The organism is Shewanella sp. AC91-MNA-CIBAN-0169, from assembly GCF_040310165.1.
Taxonomy (GTDB): Bacteria; Pseudomonadota; Gammaproteobacteria; order Enterobacterales; family Shewanellaceae; genus Shewanella.
The window spans coordinates 21,851-36,247 of record NZ_JBEOPM010000006.1; the positions used below are offsets into that span (position 1 = coordinate 21,851).

Sequence of the window (14,397 nt, forward strand, 5' to 3'; positions counted from 1 at the left end):
AGATATTTTTAGGTTAACTGAATCTGGTTGCTGTCCAGACTTTGCCTTGATGAGCGATGAGTACAACATCGACGCCAGGCAAAAATTCGACATCGTCGTGTTCTGGTTCAACTAACACGTAGTGTTTCTGCCCAAATGTGTCCCGAACCACCGCTTCTGTCGGCATGCCTTTTATTGCACGACCTTGGGTGATCTTGCCGACACAACCGCCAAGCGCATCAATTGATATTGCTGAGGTTTCGTTTTTAGGGAGAATATTGGCAATACCATTACCAATAAAGTGGCTTGAAAAAAACATTATGACTATCGCAACAGGTACGGTGATGATTTGGGGTAAGAAGCTGCCAAAAAGTTGTGAATAGCCAAAGTTAATCACATACCCTGCTATCGCAAAACTACTTAACGCTAATACAAACCAGATAAGTAACGGTAAGCGATTAAGACACAGCCAACCCAATATACCGGTCATCCCGGTAACCGATACCGTGGTATCAACATCTGTATCGACATCGAGAGAAAACCAATTATCAAGTGCACTAAATACACTTAACCCTGCAATCATGGCGATGATTTCGAACATCCCCAGCATGACCACAATAACAAGCGCAATTGAAAAGGGTATATTTGCTTGAGCGACTAAAAAAGCCTGCATGGCTCCTCCATAAACCTTACGGGTTAAACTCCATTTGATTGTAAAATATCATGTTATTTTGCAAGAGGATATGAAACAGCAACACTTTTTAGAATATATTACCTCTAGCTCAGTCAAACCAATGAGTTTAACCACGGGGTTTAGACAACATCAATACGCCACGCGCTAATATTATCTCGAGTCGGCCAATAGTGGCGATAATACCGACAATCTTCCATCAATGGGTTCGGTTATGGTTAACCCTAAAATATCAGCAATGAGTGGATACAAATGAATGTTTTCAGCATAGTCGACTGTCACATGATTAAATGCCGGCCCTTGAGCGTACAACACTGTGTCCATGTCGCTGATAACATTGGCATCATAACCGTGCTTGCCTACTACACCAGCCCTCGCATCGGTGCTGGTAATGTAATGTTGATTACTGATTAATATCGCATCACCAATTGACGGATTATTGTTAAAGTGCAAAGCAGTGGGAATATCTTGTTGGCGATAAAACTGCAAACCAGGCACTGTTTGGGTTAATGCTTTTAAGGCATCTAAATCTTGTTGCTTATTCTCACCAGTGGCTGTGACTAATGAAAAAGCCGCATCGTTATTAAAGCTAAATCTAGCTTTTAACGCTTTATTACCCGCAAACAATTTATCGGTATACAGACGTTCAAATCCTGCAACATTCGCCATACCATGGTCGGATGTAATAACCACATTAACCTTAAAAGGTAAGGCTTTTATTCCCGCTAAAAGCTGTCCTATAGCTTGGTCTACTTTCTGCACCGCTTGATAGGTGTTTGTAGACTCTGGGCCGAAAAGGTGGCCTGCGGTGTCTACATCAGAAAAGTATAACGTTACAAATTGTGGCCGCTGATCTTCGGCTAAATTAAACCACTGCAAAACCTGCTCAACTCTTTCATTATTGGGAGCATTGCCACGATAAGGCAACCAATAATTTGGTCGCTGACCAGCAATTTTAGCTTCTGAACCGGGCCAAAAATAGGTGGCACTTTTTAATCCTTGCTGGCCCGCTAATGACCATAACGGCACCCCATGGTAAAAGCGGCCGTCAGTGACCGCTTGTTTAATATTCATGGCATAAGGCTGTTGCAAAACATGATTATAAAATCGATTTGACACTATGCCGTGATGAGCGGGGTAAAGGCCTGTCACTAAGGTGATGTGATTAGGAAACGTCACTGTCGGAAACGACGGCTTAAAACGAGTGATTGTGGCAGCGTGTTTAGCAAAATCAGTAAGGTGCTTAGGGCTATGCAAGCTGTTGTAATCGTATCGATAACCGTCAATAGACACGAGTAATACATAGGGTTTTTCTGGTACTGCTGCTGTAGTGTTAGCTGATAAATAACAGCTCAATAAGCTAGTAAGCAATCCACATATAATAGCAATGACACGCATGATGATTCCCCATGATATATAAATATTAATGATATCAGATGAATATGACAAATTTATTGATTTTGATTCTATATTTATCAATATATAAAGCGCTGTCAATATGATGTCTACACTACAAATAAACCATGCTAATGACATTCCAGTGGCATTAGTATTGAAGATATACCCACAATAATGGATTCACCGCAGAACGTATCAATCACATGGCGAATAACCTAGCCACCCAACCTTATTAATTCGAGAAGATAAGCGTGGATCACGTAACCAAGACATTCTCAATAGGCTCAGGACGAGTGCGTGCATATTTTAACGATGAGCAGATTAGACAAAATAGAAGTGAATTTATTGTGTGATAACGACCAATAAATCATCCAGTGCTTTAGTGCAGTAGCCCTGCATATTTAGCAGCTGTTGAGTGTTGAGTAAGCAAAAAAAGAAAACACTCCTCATTAAGCAATATTAGGCCGCTTTACCAGTGCCATTTTTTGTCAATATCTCTATGTCGTATTCTTACTAAAGCGGTGAATAAGCAGTAACGAATGAAATGAAATAAGTTTTTGATTTTATGCGAATAAACTAAATAACATTGCCTTGTCTAATTCAATATATTTTGCAATACCTGGTTATAACAACACTTAATTAATCCGCCTTCATACAGCCTCTCCCTTCATCACTCAGCAAGAATTAAAGATAATTTGTTATTAACGAGTAAATGGCTGACGTGAAACAGGCGATATTAATATATAGTTATAAGATAACCAATATGTTATTGGCATCACAGTGTTGGAGATTGGATGAAGTTAGACATTCTAAAATCACAAACTCAGTCCAGCATGCTCATGAAAAAACGAGCTAGAGTTGATTTTATTGTTGGTACATTATTCGTGGTAATCATGGTCATTTTGTCTTTCGCGTTTAATGTCGAATTTGTTGAATCAGTTTATGAATTTACTCGTAGCCACGAAAGTTGGGAAATGGATGAGTTGATTTTTAGCTTTTTATGGATTGCATTAACTGCAACTATTTATGGCATAAGACGAGTCATTGACATTAAATCAATTAACAAAGAAATCACCTATCACGCGTATTACGATTCACTAACTGGTCTTCCAAATCGAACATTAGCGCTGTCTCAATTAGATAAATTACTGCAAAATTCTCATAGAACATCAACGAGTATTGGTGTCATTTTTTTGGACTTAGACGGCTTCAAGGATGTTAATGATTCATACGGCCATGAAGCGGGCGACATACTCATTAAAAAGGTGGGTGAAAAGCTAGCTTCGATTATAAGAAATGATGAGATAGTGGCTCGACTTGGCGGCGATGAATTTTTAATAATTGCAGGTTTTCCTCAAGGAACAACCAATATAGAGTCACTGATTAATCGGCTCTTTAAGTGTCAAAACGAACCATTTAGCATCAATAGTCGCAGCATTGATATGAGCTTCAGCATGGGTGTCGCACTTTCACCACAGCATGGTAACTCCGTTCAAGAATTATTAATTGCAGCAGATTGTGCAATGTATGAAGCAAAACGTAATAAACTGAATACAGCTTGTTACTATACCGATGAAATAGGCCAAAAAATCTCTGAACGCTATCGACTATCCTCGCAACTTAAGCTGGCCATTCAAAACGAACAACTATATTTAGTCTATCAACCTATCGCTTGCGCTGTGTCTGGAGCAATAGAGGGTTATGAAACACTGACACGCTGGAATTTGCAAGGAACACATATTAATCCAGAACTGGTTATTAACCTTGCTGAAGACATTGGTCTATCGGAAGACTTTTTTAAATGGCTGCTAAAAACAACGTTGGCAGAAGGAAGTCGGTTTTTAAAACGAGATCAATTTATCGCGATAAACGTATCAGTTAAACAATTTTTAGACGTAAATTTTCTGGTTAACACTCAAAAAATCATCTCTACATTTGATCATATTAATATTGAGTTTGAGATTACAGAAAGCTCGTTAATCGCAAATTTTACAGAAACAACCAACAGAATTGACGCACTTAATACGATGGGCATTAAAGTCATGATTGATGATTTTGGGACAGGTTATTCGTCATTAAGCCGACTAAAACATCTAAAAGTAGACAAAATTAAAATTGATCGTGAATTTTTAAATGATGCTGTTAATGATAAAAAAAGCGCAGGGATTTATGAAAGCATTGTCGCACTTGCTCATAAACTCGATATTGATGTTGTTGCTGAAGGGGTTGAAACCAAAGAGCAGCTAGATTATTTACGTCAATTTAAGCCTATTTTTTTACAAGGTTATTTATTCCAAACACCTAAAATAAGCACTGAAAAAACATCTGAAATTATCATTAAAGACATCATTTTACACACTTAGTACCTGTTCATTGCTCTTAAAGAAAAACAGATATATTACTGTAAATTATCACAATGGAGCCACCACCTAAAAATAGCCCAAAGTGCTTATTATCCAATGATAGATTTCGCTACATCCCCGTCTAGAGCTAACTGAATACTTCACCTTATTCGATGATATAACAGGCATTAATTTTACTGCCCCCTTTCACTCATCTACTTTGTACGACTTAACCTAAATTGCATATAGGCAGCTGTAATTCCATTGGCATCTTCGATTTGTGGGTAATGTCCCAGCGTAGACAGTTCGGTTACATCTGCATGAGGAATCAATTTACGATAATGATCGATCATGTGTTGACCAGAGATCGGATCTTTAGCTCCTGCGATCAACTTGATCGGTATTGCACTATTGATAATAGCCCCTACCCAACGTTCACGATGTTGTTTACGTTGGGTGATATAGCTAATGACTTTATGCATTACCGCGATACCATTATTGTGATTAAGCAATTGCCATAATGTGTCAATAACCTGTGGCGTAGGTGGTGTCGATGGCCCAAATATACCTTGTAAACTCGCGGCAAATTTTTGTTTACTCATTAGTTTGCCTACCACGCTCCCTAATGGAGACAGTAGCAAGCTTTGAATAAGCAAAGGTTTGTGGGTTTCTGGGAACAAACCTCCATTAAGAAAACACACACTGTTGATGCACAATGTACTGCTGCCATCAAGTTGTCTTGCTAATAATTCTTGCGCGACTGTATCACCGTAGTCATGGGCTAAAATATGATAATGGCTAACGCCAAACTGCTGTAAAACAGCTTCATAAATATCGGCTTGCTGACTGATTAAATAATCAACATTTTTGGGTTTGTCTGAAAATCCAAAACCCAACATATCAAGAGTTACCACAAAATAGTGTTGAGTTAACTCATGCCACATACCTTCCCAATCCCAACTTGCGCTAGGGTAACCATGAATTAGCAATAACGCTGGTGCCGTTCTATCACCCGCTTGACGAGTAAAGATCTGCTGATCGTTAATAGACAAAAATTGCCCCTGCTGTTGCCACTCGCACAGTTCGATCATGACGATATTTTCCGCTAAATAATGAGTTTAGATAACAGAATCACACATCATCCCCATATTGGCTAGTCTGTTTTTATGGAAATTAATCCATAAAAAATAACTTAATTACACTTAAGTTAATGATAAATCGATACTTAAATTAGCTAGCATTTTTCGTTCCTTTAAATCATCACGAAAGTAGTATTTTTAAGCATTGGACGTATACTTATTAGTATTCCCTCGTAATGACGGTAAACTTATTGATGCAAATGCAGGTTAATGATCCACATGTTTTAAACGACCACCTAAAGTTGTTATACCAAAATGCGATTCCGGGCATTGCCATTACTATTGCAGCTTCGGCTGGGCTAGCTTTTGGGTTTGAGGAACATTCGACGGTTCATTATAAATTCATCTGGTGGTTATGTTTATCTGCGGTTGTTTGTTTTCGCATTATCGATACGGCTTTATGGTTTCGGCGTGCTAATAAAGGTCTATTCAGTTGCCAAAATGACTTATATCGTTTTGGTGCAGGTGTATTATTAACTGCGTTTCTTTGGGCCTTTTACTGTGTTTATTTTTATAACACATCGAGTATTGATGAGTTATTTTCTTCTTTGGTCATTGTATCTGCAATGGCTGGCGGTGCCGCTACGGTATTATCTGGCAACAAGTTATTATCGCAAATTTACACCCTAATGCTATTAGCTCCCTTCTCGTTGCAAATGATTCTTGGTGATAATCCTGCCCATCTATTATTAGGCTGTTTAGGCTTAGCTTATGCTGCAGTTATGTTATCGGTAGCCAATGCTGCTGCTAATTTTACTAAAAATTCTATTTTATTACGTAACGAACATAATCAGTTATTAAAAACCATGGAACATAAGATTCAACAAAGAACCCAGAAAATTATTGAACTAAGCCAACACGACTCACTGACTCAATTACTCAATCGACGCTCATTTTTAGCTGCCGCCAAACTACAGTTATCGCAAATAGAAACCGACAATCAATATGCTATTTTCTTCCTCGATTTAGATGGTTTTAAACAGGTAAACGATAATTTCGGGCATAGGGTTGGTGATGAAGTACTTACTGAAGTAGTAAAGCGAATTAAACAAGCTTGCCAGCACGATGAAATTATTTGTCGCTGGGGCGGTGACGAATTTATTATTATGGCTCATCAAACGCCGCTTTATCGCTTTGAAGAACTTGCGATCATGTTAAAAAAGCATATCAACCAGCCTATTTTAACCACGCAACATGTGATTAATATGGACTGTTCTATTGGCATTGCTATGTATCCTGAACATGGTCAATCAATATCAGATTTAATCAGTTTGGCCGATCTATCCATGTATAGCCGTAAAAGTGGTGGTACCGATGACTACGTGATGTTTAGTGGTGAGCTAGAGCAGAAAATAAAGCATGAAATGCATTTAAGTAAAGGGATTGCCCAAGCAATTGCCGAGCAACAATTACGCTTAGTGTTTCAACCCATTATTGATTCCACTACTGGTGATATTGCCTCTGTCGAAGCATTACTCCGATGGGAATTTGAAGGCAATAATATTCAACCTGACGTGTTTATTCCGTTAGCTGAAAAAAATGGCGCCATTAAACAGATCGGCTACTGGGTACTTGAAGAGTCGGTGCGTCAACTGGCAGTGCTACATTTGTTAAAGCCGCAATTAGCAATATGCATTAATGTGTCTGTGATTCAATTTGAAGATATTGATTTTGTTAATAAAGTTCATCAAATTATTAACCAGTACCATGTAAATCCAAGTAAAGTACATTTAGAAATTACTGAATCGGTTTTTTCCCAAGATAAGCTTAAATTAATCAACATGGTTAAAGCATTACAATTACTTGGCTTTATGATTTCAATCGATGATTTTGGCACCGGTTATTCGTCATTATCAGTGATCCAAGATTTGCATGTTAATACCGTTAAAATCGACCGTTCTTTTATCAATAACCTGCACCTTAATGGCATTGATATTGTTAAAGCGGTAATGATGATGTCTCATGGCCTTGGCTACCGCATTGTTGCTGAAGGTGTTGAAAACCAGCAACAAGCCAACACACTTACAGCTTTAGGTATTCATTATTTACAAGGCTATTTATTTGATAAACCACTTGAGTTTGAGGCGTTAAAGCAAAAACTTTTACACCATCCAGATGAGCAACGCTCCCCCTTCTTGTTGCGGTCTGCTAATTCTTAATCTAATCACAATCACTTAACCACCTACTAATATAAAGCTAAATGTTCTATTAATTTATTGTCTGATTAATGGGCGCTGGTGCTATGATTCCAGCTTATTCGACTTCAGTTAAACCACACATAAAGTTAAGCTTTTTATTTTAAAGAATAAAATATTAATGATCAGCTATTAGCCCAATAGTTATTAACTGATTAACATCGCGAGGAACGTCAGTGTTAACAGATCCATTGTTTTGGTTAGTCGCTATTCCAGCGGTATTAATCACCGGGATGTCAAAATCAGGCTTTGCTGGCGGTGCAGGCGGATTAACCGTGCCTTTACTTGCCTTGGCCATTAGCCCTGCAGCAGCCGCGGCAGTGATGTTACCGCTATTGGTTTACATGGATTTTTTAAGTGTGCGCTCTTGGTGGGGAAAACAAAATACGACCCAACTGTGGATTTTGTTGCCTGCGGCCATTATCGGTATTGTGGTGGCTTATCTGCTATTTGATCAACTTAACGAGCAGTATTTACGCGGCTTATTAGGGGTTATTTCGTTAGGATTTGGTGTTTATGGTTTGACATTAGGAGAATGGTCACAACGAAAACCATCCTCTTTTATCGGCCGAGTTTGCGGCACAATTGCTGGCTTTACCAGCTTTGTTGCTCATGCCGGTGGGCCGCCATTAAATGCTTATTTAATCCCACTGCGTTTGCCCAAAACAGAATACTTAGGCACTGCGGTGGTATTTTTTGCGGTTGTGAATGCAGTAAAGTTAATTCCCTACAGCATGCTAGGGCAAATTAACCTTAGTAACTTATTAGTCTCTGCATCATTGGCGCCCATTGCTTGGATTGGGGTAAAACTTGGACTGCGCATTCAAGATAAGTTTGATGAAAAACAGTTTAAAAAAATCATCCTCAGTTTAATGATCGTGGTAGGTTTACGCTTATTGTGGACGGCACTGATACCATAATTGATATGGTAATATTTGCCTATCGCGTTGATTCATAAATTGAGCTATAAAATTGAGCTATAAAATTGAGCTATAAAATTGAGCTATAAAATTGAGCCATCCAATTTAAATCATCGTAATATTTGATACCGCTATAACAAGCCCAACAATATAAATAAGGTAAAATATGAGTGCTGATAATCGCTATTTTTATGAACCCAGCAAAGGTCATGGTCTGCCACATAACCCACTTAATGCCATTATAGGCCCACGTCCCATTGGTTGGATTGCCTCTCGCAATGCTCAAGGCCAGCGAAATCTAGCGCCTTATAGCTTCTTTAACTGCTTTAATTACGATCCGCCAATTATCGGCTTTGCCAGTACCGGTTGGAAAGACAGCGTCGCCAACATTGTTGAAACTGGCGAGTTTGTATGGAACTTAACTACCCGCAGTTTAGCCGCGCAAATGAATCAAACCTCTGCAGCATTACCCCGTGGCACTGATGAGTTTGAATTTGCCGGATTGACACCAATAGCAGGCAACATTGTTAAGGCTGACCGCATTGCACAAAGCCCGGTCAGCTTCGAATGCAAACTGTCGCAATGCATTCAGTTAACCGCAGCTAATGGTGACAAAATTGATACTTGGTTAGTGCTTGGTGAGGTTGTAGCTGTACACATTGAAAAACACTTGCTGAGCCCAGAAGGAATTTATCAAACAGCATTAGCTGAGCCTGTTTTGCGCGCAGGTGGACCATCGGCTTATTATGGTATTTCTGACGAGTTACGTTTTGATTTGCATCGCCCGACTTTATAAGTTGAATAAATGATGGATGCTAAACGATGGATAATGAGCAATTTGCTTCACATTAGCCAGAAACAGCCTTAACGAGATAGCTTTGAAAATTCCAAATAGTATTTTACAAACAATTAGTCAGGCGATTTCGGCAGATAGAATCACTCATATTGAAGCGATTCAACCGCTTTGGGGTGGTTATGGTCAGTTATTTAGGGCTTATGTAACGGGTAAATCGTACTCGTCAGTGATTGTGAAATATATCTGTTTACCTCAACAGGAATCGCATCCTAGAGGTTGGAATACGCCACTGTCGCATCAGCGTAAATTGCAGTCGTACCAAGTGGAAGTGAATTGGTATCAGCACTATGCAAATCTTCATACACAGCAGCAATTCAGTCCTCTGCCGCGTTGTTTGTATGTAGACCAACAAGCCAATGAAACCCTGTTAGTGTTACAAGACTTGCATACCCTGGGATTTACTCAAGTAAGAAAAACCACCACATCTGAAACCGTACTCGCTTGTTTAACGTGGTTAGGGCATTTTCATGCTAAATACATGCACGTAGAGCCAAAAGGGCTTTGGCCTGTCGGCACATACTGGCATCTAGATACACGACCAGACGAGTTAGCCGCTTTAGCCGACAGCCCGCTTAAGTCGGCAGCCCATCTCATCGACGATGCCTTGAAACAATGTCCATTTCAAACCTTGGTGCATGGCGATGCCAAATTAGCTAACTTTTGTTTTAGTCAGGATGACCATGCTGCAGCAGTCGATTTTCAATATATCGGCCAAGGTTGCGGTATGAAAGACGTGATCATGTTACTCAGCAGCGTATTGAGCTATCACGAACCAGAAGCGTTAATTAATAGCTATCTTAATCATTATTTTGCCGCGCTAACCCAAGGCCTAGCCGAATGTCATCCGCTAATCAATCCGCTTGAGGTACAACAGGCATGGCGACCTTTATATTGTTTAGCCTGGGCTGATTTCCAGCGTTTTATTACAGGTTGGAGTGTTGAGCATTTCAAAATCAACCCATATACCGAAGCGCTAACCGAGCAAGCGATAAAACAACTCACCACAGCCTAACGCTCATTTTTGCTGATTAATTAACCACCTAAAGGCTATTATCTTATCCCAATTGGCTAAGGCTGCTATTGCCGTCTACAGTTGATAAACACTGTAGTATTTGTTGTCATCCATCGGTTATTTATTACCAACAAACACTGCAATCCTCTGTCTAATTCGAGTAAACATAGCTTCGTTTTGGGTTTGTATAAACAAAGCCATAAGCTAGGAAGTCACCATATGGAAAGTCCGTTTACGTATATTTTAATCACCTTGTTTTTTTCTAGCATTTTGCTGTCGATAATCTTTTTCATGACCTGGCAAACCATGGGTAAGCAAAAATATGCGTTGATGTTTTCTTTGTCTTTTTTAGCCTCGACTGTGCTGTGGGCTAATAGTTTATTTAAAAGCCTATTTCTTTCTCATAACCTGTATTGGATGATCGGCTGCAGTGTATCCATGTTGTCGGTGGTGCTCGGGACATGGGGACATTGTTTACGCACTAACACTAAAATCCACCCTGCAACATTGCTTGGCCTAGGCGTATGTGGGATGGCGCTAACCTATTACTTTACTTATATTAGCCCACATCTAGGCTTAAGAATGTCGTTGTATTTATACGTTGATGTGTTGTTGTTGATGATCACTAGTGTGGTGATTATTAAGCATCGCACCAAATCACGGCCAGCCGAAATTGGTGCGGCGTTAATGCATTTCATATTTGCCATGTGCATATTTGTTGCAGCGAGTATCGCGCTATTCCAAGGTAAAGAGATGGATGTGGAACTTATCAAGCTCTACGCCATTGTTAACTTTACCGCCCTACCTGCGGCTTATGTTGGTATGTCAGTATTTGTGATTTATATGCTGGCTTCTGATTTGGCCGAAGAAATGAAGTTGCTGGCGATGACAGATTCATTGACTGATTGCTTTAATCGTCGGGGATTTTATAGCCACGCGAAACAAAAATTACTTGAGCTACAAAAGCAGCCGCAACATGCATGCCTCATTTACTGGGACATTGATAAGTTTAAAGCCATTAACGATCAGTTCGGCCATGCTGGCGGCGATCAAGTATTAATCAGCATTACCCAGTTAATTAAACAACATATAAAAAAAGACGACTTAATCGGCCGCATGGGCGGTGAAGAGTTTGTTATATTGATCGAGCGCAGCAATTATCAAGAGTCTATCAATGTTGCCGAGCGATTAAGAGCCATGATTAACCAAACACCTATTGTGTATTGCGGCCAGCAAATTAGCGTAACCGCCAGTTTTGGGGTCGTTGAACTCAGTAACCAAGACATAACGATAGAGCAAGCTATCGATCTCGCCGACAGTGCGTTATATCAAGCCAAAAGCAGTGGCAGAAACAAAGTGGTGTTTAGCTAACCTCCGTAAAGGATAACTAACCCTTTGTGAATCGAAGCCACTGCCTAAAACGATGAACGATTGCCCAGATTAAGAGAAGGTTAGTTAACTTCTATTCGAATATTATCGCTTAATGTTTCAAGCTGGGAAATTAACAGTGCGATAGTCACATTCTCCGGTAATCTTAATGTCAGCTTAGCGCTGTACACCGTTTTACCTAAACTAGTGACTTGTACACGGTAACATTCTTGGTGGTCTACGCTGACTTCAAGATCCGCTAAAATTTGATTCATGTCATGGGTTAAGCCTGAGCGATCATTGCAATCTAAAGTGAGTTTACATTCTGGCGATAGATGTTTAGCTTCATGATCGTACTCAGCGTAGACAAACGTTAATTGTGAAAACTGCTGTTCTAATGCTTGTTTTAACGCCGCTTCTTTATCGACATCTATCATTACCCGCATCATGGCCACAAATTGTCCGTCGAGTTTAATGACTTTACTGGTTTCCCAACTTGCGCCTATTTCACGGCTAACTTGAGCAAGTGATTGCAGAAGATTGGGCTTTAAAGTCCCTAATACAGTAGTGATAAACCTATGTTGCATATAACCTCCGATACCAATAAACCACAATGATGTTGGTATATTTAATGTGGTTTTAATTAAAGCCTAACTACAGACTAGCTATCACGCGAAAGCACGTCTGTGGTCTAGCACACAAATCAAACAAATGAGTTGTCATCAGCGACCAAACATAGCGATAGATTATGTCATCGAGCAGGTGAAAATGGTTGGTATAATGCTCAACGTTATAGCAGAAGAGAGCCGGGGTTAGTCATAAATTATTGGCCATAGAGATGATTTTTGCTGTAAATGTTATTTTTGCAAGCCACACCAAACTTAGTGAATTTGTATCGCTTACATCACAGAATACTCCGCATCAGTCACCACTTAACCGCCCTAGTGAATAGCAGAACAATGCTATTTTTGATACCTGTCGCACTAACCGCAACAACTTGCACAATATCACCTCACTCGCATGTGCTTTCAGTATCTGTTTGAATTTAAATAACTTATTTGAAAAATTAAGTTTAGCTTTACACTGTTAAATACAAAATATAAATTAAGTCATTGTTTTTAATAATGAATAACTTGCTTTACGATTAGCTATTCATCCCTATTGCTGCTTATTGCTACCCGTAGACGCTTTCTCTAAAATGCGCGCCTTGCCCAATCGGGGTGTAAATTAATCTTTAGCGACGTTATATCGGCGTTAAAACTTTCCATTAAGGGAACATGATGTCTACAAAATTAGCGAATCCTGCACCATTAGGATTAATGGGCTTTGGCATGACAACCATACTGCTCAATATCCATAATGCTGGCTATTTTCCAATTGATTCGATGATCCTCGCAATGGGGATTTTCTACGGTGGCATTGGCCAAGTGATTGTCGGCATGATGTGCTTTATGCGTGGCGACACCTTCGGCACCACCGCATTTACTTCATACGGCTTATTTTGGTTAACCTTAGTGGGTATTATTTTAATGCCAAATATGGGCGTAGCCGCCAGTCCAGCACACTTTATGGGTTGGTATTTAACTCTGTGGGGCACATTTACTGCCTTTATGTTTGTGGGATCGTTACGTTACCCTCGGGCAAAACAAGTAATATTTGGTTCATTAACCATCCTGTTTTTCTTATTGGCCGCACGCGACTTTACCGATAATGCACTGCTTGGCACTATTGCAGGATTTGAAGGTATTTTTTGCGGAGCAAGCGCTATTTACTTTGCCATGGCCCAAGTGCTTAACGCTGAATATGGTCGCACTATTTTACCTGTTGGGGAGTTAACTCAGACTAAAGCTCAGGTTCAGCCCCAAGCAACTGAAGCGGAAAAAGTAACCTTACACTCGGTTAAAGCATAAATAACCCGAGCTCGGGTTAAATACTTAACAGGTCGATGCATTGCATCGACCTTTTTGTTTGCATAAATTAATGCACCAAACGACAGCCACAGACGGTATTACTCGGCTGAAATAATACCACTGCATAATCTTTATTTTCATCGCGTTCCAATACCTGAAGACTTAATGAGTGCATACCATTCTTGTTTAAATTTATTCCGCTAACATACGACAAATATTCATAATGTGCCGGTATATCGAGACTGCCCCCGCCTAAATACTCTTGTTTAGTGGTCACTGAAATATCGTACATTTGCCTTTGAGCATCAATTCTATTCACTCTACCCGTCATCGCTAATGTGCCAGCTGAATTGCCCTCTAAGTCATAATAGCGGTAATTAATTTGGGCTAAACCATCTTTAGAAACGAGATCGACTAATAAATAATGATCGCTATCTGCAGCGCCAACTTCATGATTAAACAGTTCTGAACTGCAGCTCAGCATAAAACTCGGAGTCTTGGATGTTAACGAGTAAATGCCGCCAATACTGGCCAGCAAACACAATAGAATGACAATATTGATTACCCATAATCCTTTTCTTGCCATT

At 39.7% G+C, this 14,397-nt stretch carries 12 protein-coding genes; 7 read left to right on the plus strand and 5 right to left on the minus strand.

Features of this window, described 5'->3' with window-relative positions; genetic code table 11:
- Window positions 1-13: 13 nt before the first annotated feature.
- A complete protein-coding gene (locus AAEY98_RS07310; protein ID WP_351016022.1) occupies window positions 14-652 on the minus strand; it encodes an OB-fold-containig protein in 639 nt (212 codons plus the stop codon).
- Window positions 653-823: 171 nt separating this feature from the next.
- Window positions 824-2,068, minus strand: a complete 1,245-nt coding sequence (locus AAEY98_RS07315; protein WP_351016025.1) for an alkaline phosphatase family protein — start codon at window positions 2,066-2,068, stop codon at window positions 824-826.
- A gap of 794 nt (window positions 2,069-2,862) precedes the next feature.
- Here AAEY98_RS07315 and AAEY98_RS07320 point away from each other — a divergent pair.
- On the plus strand, window positions 2,863-4,431 hold the full coding sequence (locus AAEY98_RS07320; protein ID WP_351016028.1) for a putative bifunctional diguanylate cyclase/phosphodiesterase: 1,569 nt from the start codon (window positions 2,863-2,865) through the stop codon (window positions 4,429-4,431).
- 194 nt (window positions 4,432-4,625) lie between these two features.
- Here the strand turns inward: AAEY98_RS07320 and AAEY98_RS07325 are convergent, their stop codons facing one another.
- Window positions 4,626-5,501, minus strand: a complete 876-nt coding sequence (locus AAEY98_RS07325) for an alpha/beta fold hydrolase (RefSeq protein ID WP_351016031.1) — start codon at window positions 5,499-5,501, stop codon at window positions 4,626-4,628.
- Window positions 5,502-5,725: 224 nt separating this feature from the next.
- Here AAEY98_RS07325 and AAEY98_RS07330 point away from each other — a divergent pair, with 224 nt between their 5' ends.
- From AAEY98_RS07330 to AAEY98_RS07350, 5 genes are all read left to right on the plus strand, one after another.
- Window positions 5,726-7,708 carry a putative bifunctional diguanylate cyclase/phosphodiesterase gene (locus AAEY98_RS07330; protein ID WP_351016034.1) on the plus strand — a complete coding sequence of 661 codons (1,983 nt, stop codon included), beginning with the start codon at window positions 5,726-5,728 and terminating at the stop codon, window positions 7,706-7,708.
- A gap of 212 nt (window positions 7,709-7,920) precedes the next feature.
- A complete protein-coding gene (locus tag AAEY98_RS07335) occupies window positions 7,921-8,664 on the plus strand; it encodes a sulfite exporter TauE/SafE family protein (RefSeq protein WP_101085048.1) in 744 nt (247 codons plus the stop codon).
- 166 nt (window positions 8,665-8,830) lie between these two features.
- Entirely contained in the window at window positions 8,831-9,460 is a 630-nt protein-coding gene (locus tag AAEY98_RS07340; protein ID WP_162023983.1) for a flavin reductase family protein, read from the plus strand.
- 82 nt (window positions 9,461-9,542) lie between these two features.
- Window positions 9,543-10,532 (plus strand): phosphotransferase, encoded by a 990-nt coding sequence (locus tag AAEY98_RS07345; RefSeq protein WP_351016037.1) that lies wholly within the window; start codon window positions 9,543-9,545, stop codon window positions 10,530-10,532.
- Window positions 10,533-10,751: 219 nt separating this feature from the next.
- Window positions 10,752-11,903: a GGDEF domain-containing protein gene (locus AAEY98_RS07350; protein ID WP_351016040.1), complete on the plus strand. Its 1,152-nt coding sequence runs from the start codon at window positions 10,752-10,754 to the stop codon at window positions 11,901-11,903.
- A gap of 80 nt (window positions 11,904-11,983) precedes the next feature.
- Here AAEY98_RS07350 and AAEY98_RS07355 read toward each other — a convergent pair whose 3' ends face one another.
- On the minus strand, window positions 11,984-12,487 hold the full coding sequence (locus tag AAEY98_RS07355; RefSeq protein WP_182743826.1) for a glycine cleavage system transcriptional repressor: 504 nt from the start codon (window positions 12,485-12,487) through the stop codon (window positions 11,984-11,986).
- A 693-nt stretch (window positions 12,488-13,180) separates the two neighbouring features.
- Between AAEY98_RS07355 and AAEY98_RS07360 the strand changes: the two genes are divergently transcribed.
- A complete protein-coding gene (locus AAEY98_RS07360; protein WP_101085041.1) occupies window positions 13,181-13,810 on the plus strand; it encodes an acetate uptake transporter in 630 nt (209 codons plus the stop codon).
- 67 nt (window positions 13,811-13,877) lie between these two features.
- Here the strand turns inward: AAEY98_RS07360 and AAEY98_RS07365 are convergent, their stop codons facing one another.
- Window positions 13,878-14,396 (minus strand): hypothetical protein, encoded by a 519-nt coding sequence (locus AAEY98_RS07365; RefSeq protein WP_351016044.1) that lies wholly within the window; start codon window positions 14,394-14,396, stop codon window positions 13,878-13,880.
- Window position 14,397 lies beyond the last annotated feature (1 nt).